Below are 19,594 nucleotides of genomic sequence, written 5' to 3' on the forward strand. Positions count from 1 at the left end.
ATCGGTGGTCCATTTTTCCGCAGGATCGTTCCAATGCAGCTGTCCTCCGTGCGTGCTGTCATCACCGGTGGTGTTTCCGGCCTCGGCCTCGGCGTCGCCCAGTTCCTGGTCGCCAACGGCAGCAAGGTCGCCCTGTTCGACCTCAATGACGAGAAGGGTGCGGCCGCCGTCGCCGAGCTGGGCGCCGACAACGCCCGTTACTTCACCACCAACGTCACCGACGAGGCCGGCGTGGCCGCCAACCTGGCTGCCGCCAGGGACTTCCTGGGCGGGCTGAACGTGGTGATGAACTGCGCCGGCATCCTTGGCGCCGGCCGCGTGCTGGGCCGCGAGGCCCCGATGCCGCTGGCCAATTTCCAGACCACGGTGATGGTCAACCTGGTCGGCAGCTTCAACGTGGCCAAGGCCGCGGCCGACCTGATGCAGCACAACGAGGCCTCGGCCGATGGCGAGCGCGGGGTGATCATCAACACCGCCTCGGTGGCCGCCTATGAAGGCCAGATCGGCCAGGCCGCGTACTCCGCCTCCAAGGGCGGCGTGGTCGGCATGACCCTGCCGATGGCCCGCGAGCTGTCGCGCTTCGGCATCCGCGTGCTGACCATCGCCCCGGGCGTGTTCTGGACCCCGATGGTCGATGGCATGCCGCCGAACGTGCAGGAATCGCTGGCCGCCTCCATCCCGTTCCCGTCGCGGCTGGGCCAGCCGGCCGACTTTGCCAGCCTGGTCGGCCACATCATTGGCAATACCTACCTCAACGGTGAGACTATTCGCCTTGACGGTGCCGTGCGTCTGGCACCGAAGTGATCCCCCCGCGGGCGCCCCCAGGGCGCCCGCCTCCGTTTACCCCAACCGACTTTCCAAGCATGAAAGCCAGCGATATCAAGAAAGGCAACGTCGTCGAATACAACAACGGCGTCTATCAGATCCGCGACATCGAGCGCAGCTCGCCGCAGGGCCGCGGCGGCAACGTCCGCTTCCGTTTCATCATGTACAGCGTGCCGGGCGGCAACAAGCTCGATGCCAGCTTCGACGCCGATGACAACCTGAGCGAAGTCGAGCTGCTGCGCCGCCAATCCACCTATTCCTACATGGACGGCGACGCCTTCGTGTTCCTGGATGACGAGGACTACACCCCGTACACGCTGGATGCGGACGTGATCGGCGACGACGCCGGTTACATCACCGAAGGCCTGACCGGCATCTACGTGCAGGTGATCGACGACCAGCCGGTGGCGATCCAGATGCCGCAGCACGTGACCCTGGAAGTGGTCGAGACCCCGCCGGAGCTGAAGGGTGGCACCGCGACCAAGCGTCCGAAGCCGGCCAAGCTGAGCACCGGCATCGAGATCATGGTCCCGGAATACATCACCAACGGTGAGCGCATCCTGGTCAACACCACCACCGGTGAGTTCGGCGGCCGCGCAGACTGATCCGCAGCCGGGTGCACCCAGCTTCGCGCCGGAAGGCACTCCTGCCCCGGCAGGAGCGGCCTCGGCCGCGAAGCTGATGCCGGCCTCGACCTGCATCAGGGCCCGTCATCCGGACATCACCGGATGACAGGGCATTCCGGGATCAGCGCACCACCGGGAAGTACAGCGATACCGCCGCACCCCCCAACGCCGACCGGCCGATCGTCGCGGTGCCCCCGGACTGCGAAGCAAACCCGTACACCTGGCTCAGCCCCAGCCCGCTGCCGTCACCCACGCTCTTGGTGGTGAAGAACGGCTCGAACACGCTGCCCTGGATCTCGGCCTGGATGCCCGGCCCGCTGTCGCCGACGGTGATGCAGACGAAATCCTCTTCCTCGCCCTTGCCCCCGGGCAGCACGGCGGTTTCCTGGCGGGCTTCCAGCACCACCCGGCCCACCCCGTGCATCGCGTCACGGCTGTTGCTCAACAGGTTGAGCAGCGCGGCCTCCAGTTGGCCGGTATCCACCGCGATCGGCGGCAGGCCCTGCGCCACCTGGATGTTCAGCTGGATGGTCTCCCCGCACACGCGGCGATACAGCTCCAGCGACGACTGCAGCAGGTGGCCGACGTCACTGACCTCCGGCACCAGCGTCTGCCCGCGGCCAAAGGCCAGCATCTGCCGGGTCAGCTGCGTGCCCCGCTCCACCGCACGGTGGGCGATGTCCAGGATGCGGCGCGCACTCTCGTCACCGGTACGGCGAGCGGCGAGCATGTCCAGGCTGTTGGCGATCACCGACAACAGGTTGTTGAAGTCATGCGACAGCCCCAGGGTCAGCTTGCCGACCGCGTCCAGCCGCTGTGCGCGCAGCGCGATCTCCTGCGCCTCGTTGACCCGCTTCTGGGTCTGGAAGAAATCGCTCAGGTCGCGCACCACCATCAGCACGCGCGGCGTCGTGTCCCCGCTGCCTTCCACCCGCTCCAGCAGCAAGCCGGCACGGAAGCGCGTGGCGTCCTTGCGCATCATCGCCAGGCCCTGGTTCTCGAAGCTGTGCAGCAATGCCTTGGTCAGGGCCGCGCGGTCCGAGCCACGGTCCACTTCGGCGCTGCTGAACAGACAGGCAAAGTTACGCCCAACCAGTTCATCGGAACGGTAGCCGAAGACCCCCAGCACACCGGCATTGCAATCCAGGATCCGCCCGTGGTGGTCCATCTGCAGGACCGCGCATGAGCGCAGTCGCATCACATCCTCGGCCAGCTGCGTCGCCCCATCGGGCAGCTGCACATCATTCATTGCCATGCTCAACCGCACCCTCCACAAGTCGTCCTCTCCCCCGCTCCCCGGTCAGTACGACTGGCAAGGAGGACGACGTACCGTACCGCAAACGCAAGCGTTGGCGCAGGTAGTCCAGATTCGATTCAATGCCGGCCATCTGCGCCTGTTGCCCGGCAGGCAGCAACGCCAAGGCTTCCGCGCGCAGCGCCGACCATTGCGCGATGGCTTCCGGTGCGCCCGCCGCCACCGCCCCACGGGCAAGATCGCGCTCGGCGGGGGTCGGGATGCCATATCCACCCAGCGGCAGCCCGCCCGGTGCCACCAGCAGGCCAGCGCGCTGCATCAGGGCCAGGAACTCGGCATGCTGCCGCGCCGCGTCCTTCCCCCCCAGCAATTCACGCTTGAGGCGGTCACGGGCCAGCAGCTCCTGGCGCCGCCATCCGGCCTGTTCCAGCAGGAGCAACGCCGCCAGCGATTGCCCGTCGGCCCGCTCCATCCACGGCCGCCGCTGCCCGGCCGGCAACGCCAGCCAGTGCGCGACATCGGCCACCGGCAACCCCAAGGCCTCCCGCGCCAAGGCGAACACCAGCGCGTAGTGACCGGCGGCCGATTCGAAGTAATAGCCCCCGCGCACCGCTTCGGCGGTGTCCTGCGGGGCGGCCGCCAACAGGTGCTGGCGCTGCAGCTTCGCGCGCAGGCCGGTCGGGGTGATGGATTGCAGGTCGGCCTGGCCCAGCCGCGGGGCACCGTCGCGCAGCAGCTTCCAGGTTTCCACCGCGCAGTTGTTGCTGATGAAGAAGTAGCGGCCGTCATAGCTCCAGTGCAACTGCGCGGCCTGCTGCAGCAGCCCGGTGATTTCCTGCCGGTCCAGCGCCAGTGGCACCGACGAGACGCCACGCAGCTCGACCTTGGTGTATTCGTCGATCACCCGGTTCAGTGGCAGCACGAACAGGCGCGACGGGTAGGAACCGGTCAAGCCGCGCCAGTTGGAGATCTGGACATCACCGACGAAGGCACGGAAGGACAGCACCAGGTGATGTTGCAGGTCCATCCGGCAGGCAGGGCCAGGTGGCCGCCCCGGCGCGCACACCACCAATCGCAACATGCTGTGGCCCCAGCGGCTCATCAGCACGTCGTTGCCCTCGGCCAGCAGGTAGTCCACCTGGTAGACACGCGCAGGATCCAGTTCGACCAGCTCGGCGGACCCCTCCTGTTCGCCGGCCTTCATCAGCGGAACGGCTGGGGCGCAGGTTGCGGCGGCTTCCGCCGGGAGATCGCCCAGTTGCGCGGCATACCAGGCCGCCAGCGCCGGGCGGCGGCAGCCGAACTGCGGGTCAAGCAGGTAGTGCTCGAAGTTGACCGCGAAGAACTCGACCGGGTTGTCCCGCTCGTAGGCATCCGGGCTGCGTAGCGTGAAGCGGTTGCGTCCCCGGCCCGGCCAGAGCGGGCGCTCCTGCCACCCCGCCAGGTCGCGGAAGCGGGCCTGCTTCGACCAGCCACCGTCGGGTGCGCGATCCAACGCATGTGCCAGCTCGTGGACCAGCGCGGCGCGCACCACGGCCCAATCAGGCTCATGACCACCGTCCAGCGCATCAAGCAGACGCCGGTCCAGGCCGAGCACATCGCCGTGGGCGCGCCCTTGCACGTGTTCAGGCAGATCCTCGCGCCAGCGCAACCGCAACGGGCGGGTTGCACGTGCACGCAGCGCAGGCGGCGCGCGCTGCAGGACATCCTCGACCAGTTGTTGGCTGTCGCGCCGTTCGGACGGCGACAAGCCCGGGCCGTCCACGCTGATGCGCAGTGCGGCCTGGCCCTGGCCGGCGGCCAACAGGCCGGCCAGCAGGACTACCAGCCACCGCGCACGCGGCAGCCGGCCGGTGCCGGTCACAGCGCCAGGATCTTCCGCGCCAGTTCCATGTCGCTGGCTTCACGGGCGGCGGCATCACGCTCGCGCAGGTGGATCAGGGCCGCTTCCAGCCATGCCCCACGGATGGCGCCATTGCTGGCGACAAAGCCGGCGGCGTCTTCGCGCGCATCCAGCACCACCTTGTCGTCGCCGGACGAGCTGCCCGACGAGTTGGAGGACGCGCCCGAGGCCGATCCGGCCGATGTTCCGGCAAAGCTGGAGGCGAACACCGACAGCGGCAGGGCAAGCAGGGCGCAGAACAGGATCGGGCGGATCATCGTCAGGTCGGTCTTGGCGATTGGAGGGCGCACAGAGTAACTGGCAAACCCTTACTGGTCGAACAACTTGCCCGGGTTCATCAGGCCGTTCGGGTCGAACGCCCGCTTGACCCCACGCATCAGCGCGATCTCGGCCGCGCCACGGGTGCTGCCCAGGTAGGCCTTCTTGACCAGCCCGATCCCGTGTTCAGCCGAAATGCTGCCGTCGAAACGGTGCAGCACCTCGGCCAGCAGCTTGGTGACATGCTCGCACTGGATCAGGAACTCGGCATCGCTGGTGTCGTCGGGCTTGAGCACATTGATGTGCAGGTTGCCATCGCCGATATGGCCGAACCAGACCACGTCGAAATGCGGGTAGGCACCGTTGATCAGCGCCTGCGACTCGGCCAGGAACGCCGGCATCGCCGAGATCCGCACCGATACGTCGTTCTTGTACGGCTTGTAGCGCGCGACCGCCTCGGTGATGCCTTCGCGCAAGCGCCACAGCTGCTGGGCCTGGGCTTCGCTGGCGCTGATCACGCCATCCAGCACCCAACCCTGCTCCATGCAGTGCTCGAACGCCGCCATCGCCGCCGCTTCGCCGGCCTCGTCGGCCGAGGCGTACTCGGTGACCACGTAGTACGGGTGGATCTCCCCGAACGGGTACTGCGCCCCGTGCGCGGTGACGTGCTGCACGGCGCGGTCGGTGAAGAACTCAAAGGCCTCCAGCTGCAGGCGCTCACGGAACGCCGAGAACACCTGCATCAGCACGTCGAACGACGGCAGCGCCAGCAGCATCACGTTGGTGGCCGGCGGCGGGTCGGTCAGCTTGACCGTGGCCTCGACCACGATGCCCAGCGTGCCTTCCGAGCCGATCACCAGCTGGCGGAAGTCGTAGCCGCTGGAGTTCTTGATCAGGCCCTTGTTGAGCTCCAGCAGTTCGCCGTTGCCGGCCACCACCTTGAGCCCGGCGATCCATTCGCGGGTGTTGCCGTAGCGGATCACGCGGATGCCGCCGGCATTGGTGGCGATGTTGCCGCCGATCGAGCAGGAGCCGCGCGCGGCGAAATCCACCGGGTAGATCAGCCCGTGCTCCCTGGCCGCGTTGTGCAACGCCTCCAGCGGCATGCCGGCCTGCACGGTCAGGGTGCGGTCCACGGCATTGAAGTCCAGCGCCTTGTTCATGCGTTCCAGGCTGAGCACCAGCTCGCCGTTGGCCGCCACCGCGCCACCGGACAAGCCGGTGCGGCCGCCGGACGGCACCACCGCCACGCCGTGCTGGTTGGCCCAGCGCACCACCGCCTGCACTTCCTCGACCGTCCCCGGCAAGGCGATGGCCAGCGGGTTCGGGGTCCAGCGGCGGGTCCAGTCACGCCCGTAATGCTCCAGGTCGGCCGGATCGGTCTTCAGACGCAGGCTCGGGCAGGACTGCTGGAGGCTTTGCAGGCGTGGATCGGTCATGGCGGTGTTTCGGCGACGTGAAAGCCGCCAAGCGTGACAGTCCGGCCGCGCCTCGTCCAGTCACCTTGGCAGCCCGCTGCCAAGCGCAGGTAAATTCATCTGAAACCTTTTCTCCATCAATGCCTTGCCGCGTTGCGCAGCGCACCAAAGCGGCTTCGGATCTGGCATAGTTGGCGGCCCTTCCCCCTGTGCCGTCGTACCCGACATGTCGCCCAAGAAGACCTCGTTCCCGAAGCAGGACATCCGCGTTTTGTTGCTCGAGGGGGTCAGCCAGACCGCCGTGGACACGTTCAAGGCGGCCGGGTACTCGCAGATCGAATTCCATACCAAGTCGCTGCCGGACGAGGAGCTGAAGGCCCGCATCGCCGAGGCCCACATCGTCGGCATCCGCTCGCGCACCCATCTCTCGGCCGAGGTGCTGTCCCACGCCAAGCGCCTGATCGCGGTGGGCTGCTTCTGCATCGGCACCAACCAGGTGGACCTGGAAGCGGCCGAGCTGGCCGGCATCCCGGTGTTCAACGCGCCCTACTCCAACACCCGCTCGGTCGCCGAGCTGGTCATCGCCGAAGCCATCCTGCTGACCCGTGGCATCCCGCAGAAGAACGCCGAATGCCACCGCGGCGGCTGGTCCAAGTCGGCCGACGGCAGCCATGAGGTACGCGGCAAGACCCTGGGCATCATCGGCTACGGCCACATCGGCACCCAGGTCGGCGTGCTGGCCGAGGCGTTCGGCATGAACGTGATCTTCCACGACATCGAGACCAAGCTGTCGCTGGGCAACGCGCACCCGGCCATCAGCCTGGACAGCCTGCTGGAGCGTTCGGACATCGTCACCCTGCACGTGCCGGAGAACGGCTCCACCCAGTGGATGATCGGTGCCCCGCAGCTGGCGAAGATGAAGAAGGGCGCGCACCTGATCAATGCCGCGCGCGGCACCGTGGTCGACATCGACGCGCTGGACGCGGCGCTGCGCTCGGGCCACCTGGGTGGCGCGGCGGTAGATGTGTTCCCGGTCGAGCCCAAGGGCAACGGCGACCGCTTCGAGTCGCCGCTCACCGCGCATGACAACGTGATCCTGACCCCGCACGTGGGCGGCTCGACGCTGGAGGCACAGGAGAACATCGGCATCGAGGTCGCCGCCAAGCTGGTGCGCTACAGCGACAACGGCTCCACCCTGTCGGCGGTCAACTTCCCCGAGGTGACCCTGCCCGAACACGACGAGAGCCTGCGCCTGCTGCACATCCACCGCAACGTGCCGGGTGTGCTGTCCAAGATCAACGAGATCTTCTCGCGCCACAACCTCAACATCGACGGCCAGTTCCTGCGCACCGACCCCAAGGTCGGCTACGTGGTGATCGACATCGGCGCGACCGAGGAGCAGGCCACCGTGATCCGCGACGAGCTGGCTGGCATCCCCGGCACCCTGCGTACGCGCATCCTCTACTGACCGCGGCAGTTGCACCTGTTTCGCGCCTGAAGGCACTTCTGCCGCTTCGTCCAGGAGCGACAGGAGTACCGCGAAGCTGGCAATCAACCCGCGCGCCATCGGATCTCATTCCGGCTTCGCGCCTGAAGACGCTCCTACCGGGGCGTTGGCTGCGTCAACCAGCGCTGCGCCATGCGCCGCAGGGACGCATCGTCCTGCCCGGCGACCTCATGCACCGTGCACCAAGCCAGGTCCAGCGACTCCTCGCTGACCGCGAAGCGCTCGTCCGCCCCCGCCTGCACCACGTAGCGGACGTCGTAATGCCAATGCCCGGAGACCTCGCCCCGCGCCGGGATCCAGTGCCTGTCCAGGTCATAGATCGCCGTTGACCCCAAGCTCAGGCCGGGCAGGCCCGATTCTTCCTGCGCCTCGCGCAGCGCCACGGCCGCCAGGTCGTGGTCGCCATCGGCGTGCCCGCCCAGTTGCAGCCACCGTGCAAGCTTGCGGTGATGAGTCAGCAGCACCCGTTAGCCGTCGGCGCTGACCAGCCAGGCACTGCCGGTGAAGTGCCCGGCCAGCCGCTCCCGGCAGAAAGGATCCGGCTCCTGGTCGGCCAACAGCGCCAGGAACGATTGCACCACCTCCGCCTGCTGCGGGACGGTCCGCGCATATTCCTGCAGCGCCTGGCGCAGCGCCTGATCCTGTTCATGCATGACTGTAAGCACATTCGTCGGGTTGATGCCGGCGGCCATTATCGCTGTCGATGTTGCACCTGCGCTTGTCGAGTTTCATCGCCTTTGGCAAGGTAGGCGCGTTGCCGAATGTTCAGCTTTCGGCGCACTCTACCGGACCCGCCCTTCCAGTCGGCGGGCCAGCACTCAGTACGGGAACCAGCGGAATGCTCAAAACACTGTTGAGGGTCAAACCGGTCGAACCGGCCGCACATGTCGATGCGGGCGAGCCGATCGAGGGCAGCCTCCAAGGCGAAGCCACGCTCAAGCGCACCCTCACAGCCAAGCACCTGATCATGCTCGGCATCGGAGCGGTCATCGGCGCGGGCATCTTCGTGTTGACCGGCCAGGCGGCCGCCAACCACGCCGGCCCGGCGATCATGCTGTCCTTCGTCATCGCCGGCCTGGCCTGTGCCCTGGCCGGCCTGTGCTACGCCGAGTTCGCGGCGATGATGCCGGTCTCCGGCAGCGCCTACTCCTACTCCTATGCCACCCTTGGCGAGGGCATGGCCTGGTTCATCGGCTGGTGCCTGGTGCTGGAGTACCTGTTCGCCTCGGCCTCGGTCGCGGTCGGCTGGTCGGCCTACCTGATCAGCTTCATCACCACCACCCTGCACATGCCGTTCCCCGACGCGCTCAGTGCCGCGCCGCTGGCCTGGACGGGCAGCGAGTTCGTCAGCTCCGGCAAGCTGTTCAACCTGCCGGCCGTGCTGATCGTGGCGGCCGTGACCGGCCTGCTTTACGTCGGCGTGACCCAGTCCACCTTCGTCAACGCCATCATCGTGGCGATCAAGATCACCGTGATCTGCCTGTTCATCGGCTTCGGCATCCAATACATCGATCCCGCCAACTGGCAGCCCTTCATCCCGCAGAACACCGGCACCTTCGGCGAGTTCGGCTGGAGCGGCGTGTTCCGCGCGGCCACCATCGTGTTCTTCGCCTACATCGGCTTCGACGCGGTCTCCACCGCCGCCGGCGAGACCAAGGACCCGCAGAAGAACATGCCGATCGGCCTGCTCGGCTCGCTGGCGGTCTGCACCATCGTCTACATCGTGGTCTGCGCCGTGCTGACCGGCATGTTGAACTACACCCTGCTGGGGACCGACAAGCCGGTGGCCACCGCGCTGGAGGCCTATCCCAAGCTGATGTGGCTGAAGACCTTCGTCGAGATCGGCGCCATCGCCGGCCTGTCCTCGGTGGTGCTGGTGATGATGATGGGCCAGTCCCGCATCGCCTACACCATTTCCCGCGACGGCCTGCTGCCCAAGGCGTTCGGCCGGGTCCACCCGCGTTTCCGTACGCCCTATGTCAGCACCGTGGTGGTCGGCGTGCTGGCTTCGGCGCTGGCCGGCCTGATCCCGCTCAACGTGCTGGGCGAGCTGGTGTCGATGGGCACCCTGCTGGCCTTCGCCACGGTCTGCATCGGCGTGCTGGTCCTGCGCTACACCAAGCCGGACATCACCCGTCCGTTCAAGGTGCCGGTGCCGTGGCTGATCTGCCCGCTCGGCGCCATCGCCTGCGTCGCCCTGTTCCTGCAGGCATTCGTGGTGCATTGGCACCTGTTCGTCGGTTGGACCGTGCTGGGCCTGCTGATCTACTTCGGCTACGGCATGCGCCACAGCAAACTCAACGACAACGCCTGATTCCCTTCATGCCGGCGCCTTGTGCGCCGGCGTTTCCCTGCGCTTCCCCGCTGCGCAACGACGAGCGAAGACCCGAAACATGTTCAAGCAACTCTGGGCGACCAAACACCCGCACGCCGCGCACGAAGAGGCCAATGGCCTGAGCCTGAAGCGCACCCTCGGCCCGTGGGGCCTCACCGCGCTGGGCATCGGCGCGGTGATCGGCGGCGGCATCTTCGTCATCACCGGCCAGGCCGCGGCCAACCACGCCGGCCCGGCGATCATGCTGTCCTTCGTGCTGGCGGCGGTGTGCTGCGCGTTCTGCGCCATGGCCTACGCCGAGTTCGCCTCGATGGTGCCGGTCTCCGGCAGCGCCTACACCTATACCTACGCCACCTTCGGCGAGCTCTCGGCCTGGTTCATCGGCTGGATGCTGGTGCTCGAATACGGCGTGTCCGCCTCGGCGGTGGCGGTGAGCTGGACCGGCTACTTCCTCAGCCTGCTCAGCCATTTCGACATCTACCTGCCGTCCGCGCTGGTCAGCGCGCCACTGGACGCCCAGCTGCGCCCGACCGGCGCCATCGCCAACATCCCCGCCGCCGTGCTGGTGCTGCTGCTGACCTGGCTGTGCTACGTGGGCATCAGCAAGTCCTCGGCGATGAACATGGCCATGGTCATCCTCAAGACCGGCCTGATCCTGCTGGTCATCTTCGCCGGCTGGAAGTACGTGGACCCGTCCAACTGGACCCCGTTCATCCCCGCCAACGAGGGCCCGGGCAAGTACGGCTTCGACGGCGTGCTGCGCGGCGCGGCGATGGTGTTCTTTGCCTACATCGGCTTCGAGGCGGTCTCGGTGGCCGCCCAGGAATCGCACCGCCCGCAGCGCGACCTGCCGATCGGCATGCTGCTGTCGCTGGTGATCTGCACCGTGCTGTACATCGCCATGGCGGCGGTGATGACCGGCCTGGTCCCGTACAAGCTGCTGGGCACCGCCGAGCCGGTGGTGACCGCGGTGGCCGCGCATCCGCAACTGGACTGGCTGCGCATCATCGTTGAGGTCGGTGCCTTGATCGGCCTGTCCTCGGTGGTGCTGGTGATGGTGATCGGCCAGCCGCGCATCTTCATGATCATGGGCCGCGACGGCCTGCTGCCGCCGGTGTTCACCAAGATCCACCCGAAGTACCGCACCCCGCACATCAACACGGTGATCACCGGCATCGGCATCGCCCTGCTCGCCGCGCTGTTCCCGCTGGACATCCTCGGCGAGCTGACCTCGATGGGCACCCTGATCGCCTTCGCCGCGGTCTGCGCCGGGGTGCTGGTCCTGCGCCGCACCCAGCCAGACCTGCCGCGCCCGTTCCGCATCCCGATGGCCTGGCTGATCTGCAGCCTCGGCGTGCTCAGCTGCATCGCCCTGTTGACCGCGATGACCCTGCACAACTGGATGTTGATGGGCTTGTGGACCGCCACCGGCTTCATCATCTACTTCGCCTACGGCATGCGCCACAGCAAGCTGCGCGGCCGCAACGGCTGACCCGGCGGCGGCGCCGACGGCCCTCGAAGCCCGGGTGGAAACACCCGGGCTTTTCCTTGCCCGACACCACGCGCCGCCCGGGCACGCCAAACACACCCGGGATCAGCCGGAACGCAGTCGCGCCGGCGTACGGGATCGTGGGCACAGGGCACCTGCCAGGCCACGGGCCCATCGCGCCGCAGCCCCTAAGAGCGCCCCCGGCTTAGTAGAATGCGCTCCATGAACGCGCCTTCCGTCCCCTACGACAGCGAGCGGCTGAGCCAACTGGCCCAGTTGCTGATCGACAACATCCGCGAACTGGCCCAGGCCGGCTGGACGCCTGCCACCAGCAGCAACTTCTCGCACCGGCTGGACGACCAGCACGCCGCCATCACCGTGTCCGGCAAGGACAAGGGGCGGCTGATCGAAAGCGACATCATGGTCGTGGACCTGGCCGGCAAGGCAGTGGGCCGCCCATTGCGTCCGTCCGCCGAAACCCTGCTGCATACCCAGCTCTATGCCCGCTTCCCGGACGTCGGTTGCGTGCTGCACACCCACTCCCCGACCCAGACCATCGCCTCGCGCCTGTTCGGCGGCCAGGGCCACATCCGCCTGGAAGGCTATGAGCTGCTCAAGGCGCTGCATGGCAACTCCACCCATGAGACCGCCGTCGACCTGAAGGTGTTCCCCAACACCCAGGACATGGACGTGCTGGCCGCCCAGGTCGAGGCTGAACTGGACAAGGGCCCGATGTGGGGCTACCTGATCGATGGCCACGGCCTGTATGCCTGGGGCCGCGACATGGCCGAAGCCCGTCGCCACCTGGAAGCCTTCGAGTTCCTGCTGCATTGCGAACTTGAACTGCGCAAGCTGCGCGCCATTTCCTGATTACCCCTCCGCATGGGCCCGCGCCGGCCCGTGCGGGTATGCTCCCCTCCCCCACCCGAGGAGTCCCTGGCCATGAGCCGACTGCGCATCTTCAACGACACCGCCCCGGACACCCCGCTGCTGGACAGCCGCGACGGCGCGGTCATTGCCGCCGAACTGAAGCACATCGGCGTCACCTTCGAGCGCTGGCAGGCCAAGCACCCGGTTGCCCCGGGCGCGAGCCAGGACGAGGTCTTCGCCGCTTACCGCGAGGACATCGACCGCCTCGTCGCCGCGCATGGCTTCAAGAGCGTGGACGTGGCCTCGATCGCCCCGGACAACCCCAACCGCGCCGAGATCCGCAGGAAGTTCCTGGACGAGCACTACCACAAGGAAGACGAAGTCCGTTTCTTCGTCGCCGGCTCGGGCCTGTTCACCCTGCACGTGGGCGACAAGGTCTACGAAGTGGAATGCGTGAAGGACGACCTGATCTCGGTCCCGGACGGCGTCACCCACTGGTTCGACATGGGCGAGGAACCCAGCTTCGCCGCCATCCGCTTCTTCACCGAGCCGGACGGCTGGGTCGGCCACTTCACCGGCACCGACATCGCCCAGCGCTTCCCGCGCTATGAGCCCAGCGCGGCCTGATCTGCTCTCCCCCTCTTCCGCCTGCGGGAGAGGAGTCGGGATGAGGCAGCCCCTGGCAGGCCAGCCCTCCCCGACAACCCGACCGTAAACCCGCCAGCACCCGGCCAGCCCGGCGCAGGAACACCCCGTCCATGACCATCAAAGCCATCCTCACCGACATCGAGGGAACCACCTCCAGCATCTCCTTCGTCAAGGAAGTGCTGTTCCCGTACGCACGCAACGCCCTGCCGGAATTCGTCCGCAGCCACGGCAACGAACCGCAGGTGCGCCAGTGGCTGGATGCGGTGGCCACCGAGATCGCCGCCGGCGCCTGCCAGGACGCGGTGATCGCGGAAACCCTGCAGGGCTGGATCGACCAGGACCGCAAGCACACCGCGCTCAAGGCACTGCAGGGCATGATCTGGGACGCGGGCTACCGCAACGGTGACTACACCGCCCACCTGTACCCGGAAGTGGCGGCCGTCCTGCGCGGGTGGCACGCAAGCGGCCTGCCGCTGTACGTGTATTCCTCCGGCTCGGTACCGGCGCAGAAGCTGTTCTTCGGCTTCAGCGATGCCGGCGACCTCAATGGTCTGTTCTCCGGCAACTTCGATACCGAGGTCGGCGGCAAGCGCGAGGCCCCGAGCTATGCGCACATCGCCAAGGCCATCGGCATCGCGCCGCAGGACATCCTGTTCCTGTCCGACGTGGTCGAAGAACTCGACGCCGCGCGCGAGGCCGGGCTGCGGACCGTACTGGTCGACCGGCTCAGCGACTATCCGCTGCCACGCACCGGCGAAGCGACGCACGGCCATGCGCGGGTCGAGAACTTCGAGCAGATCACGCTCTGATACCGCGTTGCCGCTGGACAGGAAAACGGCCCCGGTGGGGCCGTTTTCGCATGTGTCGCCGGGCGCCATGGCCTCACGCCGGCGCACGCGCGGGGCTGCTAGGGTGCCGATGACGCGGAGGCCCCGTCTGCCGGTCGCTCCTGGAGGCATCGACGCATGATCATTCCATTCGCGGTCAGCCAGACCCTGGCCAATGAGTTTGCACTGCCCGACGCCGAAACCCTCACCGTGATCGGCGCCCGCCTGTTGACGGCCATCGCGCTCGGCGGCGCGCTGGGACTGGAGCGCGAGAGCAAGGGACGTGCCGCCGGGTTGAAGACACACATCCTGGTTTCGGTGGGTTCGGCGCTGTTCGTCCTGGCGCCGCTGCAGATGGGCGTTGCGCCCGGGGACGTCACCCGGGTCATGCAGGGCATCGTCTCCGGGATCGGCTTCCTGGGCGCCGGTGCCATCCTCAAGCTGGACAACGAAGAACGCATCCAGGGGCTGACCACGGCCGCGGGCATCTGGATGACCTCGGCCATCGGCATGGCCGCGGGCATGGGCATGTACCTGGCAGCCGGTTTCACCACCTTGGCCGCGCTGGCCGTGGTCAGCGCCCTGCCCCACCTCATGCCCGAGAAGAAAAACGACTGATCCATCCACGGAACGACTGATCCATCCACGGCAGGCCGCCACGCCAGGCTGCTATCGCGTGCGCAGCACCAGCACGTCGATGCTGGAGGACACCCCCAGCCGCGCGGTGAAACCGTCCCATTGCCCGGCGCCGGCGCTGACGAACAGGGTCATGTCGCGCACCTTGTACTCGCCCCGCACATAGCCGTCATTGAACGGTGCCACCACAAGACGGTCGAAGCCCAGCAGATGGCCGCCGTGCGTATGGCCGGAGATCTGCAGGTCCACCGCCCCGCTCCTGGACGCATTGCGCGCCTGCTTGGGCTGGTGGGCGAGCAGGATGTGCACGTCGCTGCCCTGCGCGCCCGCGATCACCTTCGACAGGTCCGGCGCCATGCCGCCGCGCACATAGGGACGAGGCTTCAACGCGGCCAGATCGCCAATGCCGGAGATCGCCAGGGTGCGGCCGTGGATGGACAGCTTCGCGGTCTGGTTCTCCAGCACGCCCAGCCCCATCCGCCGGAAGTGGGTCATCCATGCGGTGTAGTCGTAGTAGTACTCGTGGTTGCCCGGGGCCAGCCACACCCCATACGGCGCCTTCAACTGCGCCAATGGCGCGGCGAACCGCCCCGACGCCTCCAGGCCGCCGTCGGCCATGTCGCCCGGCAGCACGATCAGGTCGGGCTTGGCGGCCAGCACCTCGTCGACGATGCGCTGGGTCCGCCAGGTGCGCTTCACCGGACTGATATGCAGGTCCGCCAGCACCGCCACCCGCACCCCGTCCAGCTCCGCGGGCAGGTTCGGCACGACCAGGTCGCGTTCCTGCACCTTGGGCGGACGCAGGCCGTTGACGATGCCCCAACTGGCCAGCAGGACGATGGCGACCGCGGCAACGTCGTTCAACCGGGCCCCGTGCCAGACCGTGGCCAACGTCGACGTGCGCGCGAGCAGGCGACTGGCCAGCCAGCCCAGCGTACGCAGCAGCAGGAAGGCCAACAGCAACACGAACATCACCAGCACCCAGCCGAACACCAGCTGGACCCAGGCCACCACCTCGTACTCGAGCCAGTCCAGCCGCCACAGCGTGGCGAAGCCAAGCCCGACGAAGGCCAGCCCCATGGTCAGGGAAATGCGCCAACGGCGCTGCCGCCTGCTGAGCGCGTTGACCGGCAGCCACAACCACAGCGCCAGCAACGGCAGGATCAGGGAAACAAGGAGCGTCATCATTGATTGCGACAACCGCGATGCAGGCTTCGCCCGCCGTCAGGCCGCCAGGAAGGACTCAAGGGGATGCCACGTACTTTGACACAGCCTGATTGCCGGGAAGATAGCGGCGACTGAACTGCTGTGTTTGGTTTTCAGGGGCCACCTTCGCCCCTCTCCCGCGGCCGGGAGAGGGGGAGCGCCGGCTTACTTCGCCTTTGCCGCGATCCAATCGTTGATCTTGGCATCCAGCACGTCCAGCGGCACCGAGCCGTCCTTCAGGACTTCGGCATGGAACTCGCGGATGTCGAACTTGTCACCCAACTGCTCCTGCGCACGCTTGCGCAGCTCCTGGATCTTCAGCTCGCCGGTCTTGTAGGCCAATGCCTGGCCCGGCCATGCGATGTAACGCTCGGCCTCGGCGATGGCATCGGGCTCGCTCACCGAGGAGTTGGTGAACATGTAGTCCAGCACCTGCTGGCGGGTCCAGCCCTTGGAATGCAGGCCGGTGTCCACCACCAGGCGCACCGCGCGCCACAACTCGCCTTGCAGGCGGCCGAAGTAGCTGTACGGGTCGGTGTACACGCCCAGGTCCTTGCCCAGGCTCTCGGCATACAGGCCCCAGCCCTCGATGAAGGCGGTCTCGCCACCGAAGCGGCGGAATGCCGGCACGTCCTTCAGTTCCTGCTGCAACGCCAGCTGGAAGTGATGGCCCGGAATGGCCTCATGCAGGAACAGGTCCTCCGCGTCCCAGGTCTTGCGGGTCGGCAGGTCGTAGGTGTTCACGTAGAAGATGCCCGGGCGCGTGCCGTCCTCGCTCGGCTGCATGTACTCGCCACCGGCGGCCGACTTGGCACGGAAGGCCTCGATCGGGCGGATCTCGAAGCCCGCCTTCGGGGTCAGCGAGAACAGCTTGGGCACGTTGGCGTTGATCTTCGCCTCCAGGCCACGGTAGTGCTCCAGCAGCGCCGGCTCGGATTTGAACTCGAACTGCTTGTCGTTCTGCATGAACTTGAAGAAGTCCTGCAGCGAGCCCTTGAAGCCGACCTCCTCCATCACCTTGCGCATCTCGCCGTGGATGCGCTCCACTTCCTTCAGGCCGATCTCGTGGATCTGCTCCGGGGTCTGCGCGGTGGTGGTGCTTTCCTTGGCATTGAACGCGTACCACGCCTTGCCGTCCGGCAGGGAATCCAGGCCCACCGTTTCGCGGGTCGCCGGCAGGTACTCGTTGGCGATGAAGTCACGCTGCTTCTTGATCGCCGGCATCAGCTGGTCGGCGATCAGGGTGCGGAACGCGGCGGTCAGGCGTTCCTTGTCCGCCTGCGGGAAGTCCGCCGGCAGCGACTTGATCGGCCCCCAGAACTGGCTGTCCTCCGGCTTGGCGGTGATGATCTCGTCGAACTGCGGCACCACCTTCTCCATCAGCACGCGCGGCTGCACCACGCCGGCCTTCATGCCTTCGCGCATGTTGGCGATCTCGGTATCCAGCAGCACCGGCACACGCGCCGCGCGCGCCAGCCAGTTGTCGTAGTCCTTCACCGTCTTGAACGGCTGGGCGACCTGGCCCGAGCCCAGCATCACCGCATAGCTCACGGTCGAGCCCATCTGGTTGACCGGCATCATCCAGGACGGGAACTTCTCCCCTTCCAGCGACTGCTTCTGTTCTTCCACGAAGATGCGGTAGCTCAGCAGGTCCTGACCGCTCAGGCCGGCCTCACCCACGGCCTCCACCTTGCCCAGCCACTCGGTGGTGAAGTCATGGCTCTGCGTGCGGAACTGCGCCGAGCCGAAGTCCGGCAGCTGGTCGTTGTAACGGTTGTCGCCCTGGAAGGTGGCCTGCAGCGGGTTCTGCTTGAGCACACCTTCCCAGTAGTCGGCGTACAACTGGTTCAGCTGCGCGGCCTTGTCGGCCTGCGGTGCCTGGCTGGCGGTCTCGCCGGCCTTGGGCTCGGAGGACGGCGAACAGGCGGCCAGCACGGTGGCCAGGGACAACGAGACGGCAAACGCCAGGGGACGCAGCTTCATGGAAGGTTTCCAAGGTAAGTACAAGACCGGCAGCGTCGGTGCTGCCGAAGCACCCGGAAAGGGCCAAAGGTCACTGGTAGCGGCCGGAATTCGCGCTCCGGTCGGCAAACCGTCATAATTCACCGCCACGCCGCCCGTCCGGGCCGGCCACACCCCTTGCTTCCTGCCCCGCCCACCGCCTTCCGGCACGTGGCCAGGGCCCTTGCCGTTGCTGTAGTCATGACGAATTCGCGCCGCCCGCTGGGCTTCTGGTCCGCCACTGCCCTGGTCGTGGGCAGCATGATCGGCTCGGGAACCTTCCTGTTGCCGGCCACCCTCGCCCCGTACGGCGCCGCCACCCTGGTCGGTTGGGGCATCACCCTGTGCGGCGCCCTGCTGCTGGCCGTCACCTTCGCCCGGTTGGCCCGGCGCTGGCCGCAGACCGGTGGCCCGTACGTGTTTGCGCGCAACGCCTTCGGCGAACTGCCGGGCTTCGTGGTGGCGTGGAGCTACTGGATCTCGATGTGGTGCGCCATTGCCGCCATCGCGGTGGCCTTCGCCGGCAGCATCGGGGCGATCTTCCCGCAACTCACCGCGACCCCGGTACGCGCCGCCAGCTGTGGCCTGGTCGCGCTGTGGCTGTGTGCGGGCGTGAACCTGCTCGGTGTACGCGAAGCCGGGCGCCTGCAGCTGCTGACCACGGTGCTGAAGGTGGTCCCGCTGTTGCTGTTCGGCCTGGTCGCGCTGTGGTTCGTCGATACCAGCCACTACGTTCCGTTCAACCCGACGGCCGAGTCGCTGGGCAGCGTGGCTGCCAGCACCGTGGCCCTCACGTTGTGGGCCATGATCGGGCTGGAAGCGGCGACCGTGCCGGCCGAATCGGTCGATGACGCGCCCCGTACCGTCGCCCGCGCCACCGTGGCCGGCACCGCCATTGCCGGCATCGCCACCGTGCTGGCCTGCACCACCGTGCTCGGCCTGCTGCCGGCCGACGTGCTCGCCAACTCCGGCGCGCCCATGGCCGACGCCGCCGCCGCGTTGTGGGGGCCGACCGCCGGCATGCTGCTGGCCGTGGTGATGGCAGTGTCCTGCGTGGGCGCACTCAATGGCTGGACGTTGCTGTCGGCGCAGCTGCCGATGGCCGCCGCGCGCGATGGCGTGCTGCCGCGTGCCTTTGCCCATGAAACCCGGCGTGGCGCGCCGGCATTCGGGGTGATCGTCAGCTGCCTGCTGGCCACCGTGCTGGTCATCTGCAACTACAACCGATCGCTGGTGGACCTGTTCAAGTTCTCGGTACTGCTCTCCACCGCTGCGACGTTGCTGCCCTATCTGGCCGGCGCGGCGGCCTGGTTGTGGCGCGGCACCGGCACGGTGTCGCGCGTCGCAGCCGCGGGCGCATTGGCCTTCAGTCTGTATGCGGTCATCGGCATCGGTACCGAGGCCCTGCTCTGGGGCGTCGGCCTGATCATCGCCGGCCTGCCGATCTACTTCGTGCTGCGCCGCCAACGGTAGCCACGGCCGCCGCCGCGAAGCCGGCAACGCATGTACATCGGGTACGCCGCGCCTATGTGGCAAGGCGTTCGAACTCTGGTCCAACTAGCGCCTTCTGACTTCACCCTGCAGGCGTGAAGGCAGAAGGTCGCATAGCTGGTGACGCAAGCCTATCGTCGCGACGATTAAGACATCGTTACATCGCGCGGATATCTGCGCCGCGGTAGATGACACATCGTTCTACCCATCTGCCCGACCCTCATCAGGGGAGAGGCAATGCCCACAGATGTTACGTGCATGTCCAGATCCCCGGCGTGCACTGCTGACCTCACTGACTG

The 19,594-nt window shown here is 67.3% G+C and carries 16 protein-coding genes and 1 pseudogene; 10 read left to right on the top strand and 7 right to left on the bottom strand.

Annotated features, from left to right (window positions below):
• Window positions 1-33 precede the first annotated feature (33 nt).
• Window positions 34-804 (top strand): SDR family NAD(P)-dependent oxidoreductase, encoded by a 771-nt coding sequence (locus tag IB227_RS01165; RefSeq protein ID WP_192285959.1) that lies wholly within the window; start codon window positions 34-36, stop codon window positions 802-804.
• Window positions 805-863: 59 nt separating this feature from the next.
• On the top strand, window positions 864-1,430 hold the full coding sequence (gene yeiP / locus IB227_RS01170; RefSeq protein WP_132863106.1) for an elongation factor P-like protein YeiP: 567 nt from the start codon (window positions 864-866) through the stop codon (window positions 1,428-1,430).
• Window positions 1,431-1,572: 142 nt separating this feature from the next.
• Here yeiP and IB227_RS01175 read toward each other — a convergent pair whose 3' ends face one another.
• Genes IB227_RS01175 through IB227_RS01190 form a run of 4 tightly spaced genes read right to left on the bottom strand, consistent with a single transcriptional unit; the run spans window position 1,573 to window position 6,306 of the window.
• Window positions 1,573-2,706 carry an ATP-binding protein gene (locus IB227_RS01175; protein ID WP_192285961.1) on the bottom strand — a complete coding sequence of 378 codons (1,134 nt, stop codon included), beginning with the start codon at window positions 2,704-2,706 and terminating at the stop codon, window positions 1,573-1,575.
• On the bottom strand, window positions 2,693-4,570 hold the full coding sequence (locus IB227_RS01180; protein WP_192285963.1) for a DUF4105 domain-containing protein: 1,878 nt from the start codon (window positions 4,568-4,570) through the stop codon (window positions 2,693-2,695). The genes IB227_RS01175 and IB227_RS01180 overlap by 14 nt, the downstream gene beginning before the upstream one ends.
• On the bottom strand, window positions 4,567-4,866 hold the full coding sequence (locus IB227_RS01185; RefSeq protein ID WP_132866073.1) for a DUF2388 domain-containing protein: 300 nt from the start codon (window positions 4,864-4,866) through the stop codon (window positions 4,567-4,569). Before IB227_RS01185 ends, IB227_RS01180 begins: the two co-directional genes overlap by 4 nt.
• Before the next feature lie 51 nt (window positions 4,867-4,917).
• The gene (locus IB227_RS01190; RefSeq protein ID WP_192285965.1) at window positions 4,918-6,306 is read right to left on the bottom strand and encodes an FAD-binding oxidoreductase; all 1,389 of its coding nucleotides are present in this window, start codon (window positions 6,304-6,306) and stop codon (window positions 4,918-4,920) included.
• 205 nt (window positions 6,307-6,511) lie between these two features.
• Here IB227_RS01190 and serA point away from each other — a divergent pair, with 205 nt between their 5' ends.
• Window positions 6,512-7,753 carry a phosphoglycerate dehydrogenase gene (gene serA / locus IB227_RS01195; RefSeq protein WP_192285967.1) on the top strand — a complete coding sequence of 414 codons (1,242 nt, stop codon included), beginning with the start codon at window positions 6,512-6,514 and terminating at the stop codon, window positions 7,751-7,753.
• Between the two features lie 134 nt (window positions 7,754-7,887).
• On the opposite strand, the pseudogene IB227_RS01200 reads toward serA, so the two are convergent.
• Window positions 7,888-8,445: pseudogene (locus tag IB227_RS01200) on the bottom strand (NUDIX hydrolase).
• A gap of 185 nt (window positions 8,446-8,630) precedes the next feature.
• Here IB227_RS01200 and IB227_RS01205 point away from each other — a divergent pair.
• The 6 genes from IB227_RS01205 to IB227_RS01230 all read left to right on the top strand — a co-directional run bounded on the left by IB227_RS01205 (window position 8,631) and on the right by IB227_RS01230 (window position 14,579).
• Window positions 8,631-10,106, top strand: coding sequence for an amino acid permease (locus IB227_RS01205; protein WP_192285969.1), 1,476 nt, complete (start codon window positions 8,631-8,633; stop codon window positions 10,104-10,106).
• Window positions 10,107-10,185: 79 nt separating this feature from the next.
• Window positions 10,186-11,619: an amino acid permease gene (locus IB227_RS01210; RefSeq protein WP_192285971.1), complete on the top strand. Its 1,434-nt coding sequence runs from the start codon at window positions 10,186-10,188 to the stop codon at window positions 11,617-11,619.
• Between the two features lie 219 nt (window positions 11,620-11,838).
• Window positions 11,839-12,486, top strand: coding sequence for a methylthioribulose 1-phosphate dehydratase (locus IB227_RS01215; protein ID WP_192285973.1), 648 nt, complete (start codon window positions 11,839-11,841; stop codon window positions 12,484-12,486).
• Between the two features lie 72 nt (window positions 12,487-12,558).
• Complete coding sequence (locus IB227_RS01220; RefSeq protein WP_192285976.1) at window positions 12,559-13,113, top strand: acireductone dioxygenase; 555 nt, start codon at window positions 12,559-12,561, stop codon at window positions 13,111-13,113.
• 131 nt (window positions 13,114-13,244) lie between these two features.
• A complete protein-coding gene (mtnC, locus tag IB227_RS01225) occupies window positions 13,245-13,943 on the top strand; it encodes an acireductone synthase (protein ID WP_192285978.1) in 699 nt (232 codons plus the stop codon).
• A 156-nt stretch (window positions 13,944-14,099) separates the two neighbouring features.
• Window positions 14,100-14,579, top strand: a complete 480-nt coding sequence (locus tag IB227_RS01230) for an MgtC/SapB family protein (protein WP_192285980.1) — start codon at window positions 14,100-14,102, stop codon at window positions 14,577-14,579.
• Window positions 14,580-14,630: 51 nt separating this feature from the next.
• Here the strand turns inward: IB227_RS01230 and IB227_RS01235 are convergent, their stop codons facing one another.
• A complete protein-coding gene (locus tag IB227_RS01235; protein WP_192285982.1) occupies window positions 14,631-15,782 on the bottom strand; it encodes a metallophosphoesterase in 1,152 nt (383 codons plus the stop codon).
• 186 nt (window positions 15,783-15,968) lie between these two features.
• A complete protein-coding gene (locus IB227_RS01240) occupies window positions 15,969-17,786 on the bottom strand; it encodes a DUF885 family protein (protein WP_192285984.1) in 1,818 nt (605 codons plus the stop codon).
• A gap of 219 nt (window positions 17,787-18,005) precedes the next feature.
• On the opposite strand from IB227_RS01240, the gene IB227_RS01245 reads away from it, so the two are divergent.
• A complete protein-coding gene (locus tag IB227_RS01245; protein ID WP_225591553.1) occupies window positions 18,006-19,277 on the top strand; it encodes an amino acid permease in 1,272 nt (423 codons plus the stop codon).
• Window positions 19,278-19,594: the final 317 nt, after the last annotated feature.

The organism is Stenotrophomonas sp. STM01 (assembly GCF_014852135.1).
Classification (GTDB): Bacteria; Pseudomonadota; Gammaproteobacteria; order Xanthomonadales; family Xanthomonadaceae; genus Stenotrophomonas; species Stenotrophomonas capsici.

What these genes read in the sequence shown, in the direction of transcription:
- IB227_RS01240 (WP_192285984.1), bottom strand. Translation starts at nt 17,786, where the DNA reads ATGAAGCTGCGTCCCCTGGCGTTTGCCGTCTCGTTGTCCCTGGCCACC.
- IB227_RS01220 (WP_192285976.1), top strand. Translation starts at nt 12,559, where the DNA reads ATGAGCCGACTGCGCATCTTCAACGACACCGCCCCGGACACCCCGCTG.
- yeiP (WP_132863106.1), top strand. Translation starts at nt 864, where the DNA reads ATGAAAGCCAGCGATATCAAGAAAGGCAACGTCGTCGAATACAACAAC.
- IB227_RS01185 (WP_132866073.1), bottom strand. Translation starts at nt 4,866, where the DNA reads ATGATCCGCCCGATCCTGTTCTGCGCCCTGCTTGCCCTGCCGCTGTCG.
- IB227_RS01210 (WP_192285971.1), top strand. Translation starts at nt 10,186, where the DNA reads ATGTTCAAGCAACTCTGGGCGACCAAACACCCGCACGCCGCGCACGAA.
- serA (WP_192285967.1), top strand. Translation starts at nt 6,512, where the DNA reads ATGTCGCCCAAGAAGACCTCGTTCCCGAAGCAGGACATCCGCGTTTTG.
- IB227_RS01175 (WP_192285961.1), bottom strand. Translation starts at nt 2,706, where the DNA reads ATGGCAATGAATGATGTGCAGCTGCCCGATGGGGCGACGCAGCTGGCC.
- IB227_RS01215 (WP_192285973.1), top strand. Translation starts at nt 11,839, where the DNA reads ATGAACGCGCCTTCCGTCCCCTACGACAGCGAGCGGCTGAGCCAACTG.
- IB227_RS01205 (WP_192285969.1), top strand. Translation starts at nt 8,631, where the DNA reads ATGCTCAAAACACTGTTGAGGGTCAAACCGGTCGAACCGGCCGCACAT.
- IB227_RS01235 (WP_192285982.1), bottom strand. Translation starts at nt 15,782, where the DNA reads ATGACGCTCCTTGTTTCCCTGATCCTGCCGTTGCTGGCGCTGTGGTTG.
- IB227_RS01230 (WP_192285980.1), top strand. Translation starts at nt 14,100, where the DNA reads ATGATCATTCCATTCGCGGTCAGCCAGACCCTGGCCAATGAGTTTGCA.
- IB227_RS01190 (WP_192285965.1), bottom strand. Translation starts at nt 6,306, where the DNA reads ATGACCGATCCACGCCTGCAAAGCCTCCAGCAGTCCTGCCCGAGCCTG.
- IB227_RS01245 (WP_225591553.1), top strand. Translation starts at nt 18,006, where the DNA reads ATGACGAATTCGCGCCGCCCGCTGGGCTTCTGGTCCGCCACTGCCCTG.
- mtnC (WP_192285978.1), top strand. Translation starts at nt 13,245, where the DNA reads ATGACCATCAAAGCCATCCTCACCGACATCGAGGGAACCACCTCCAGC.
- IB227_RS01165 (WP_192285959.1), top strand. Translation starts at nt 34, where the DNA reads ATGCAGCTGTCCTCCGTGCGTGCTGTCATCACCGGTGGTGTTTCCGGC.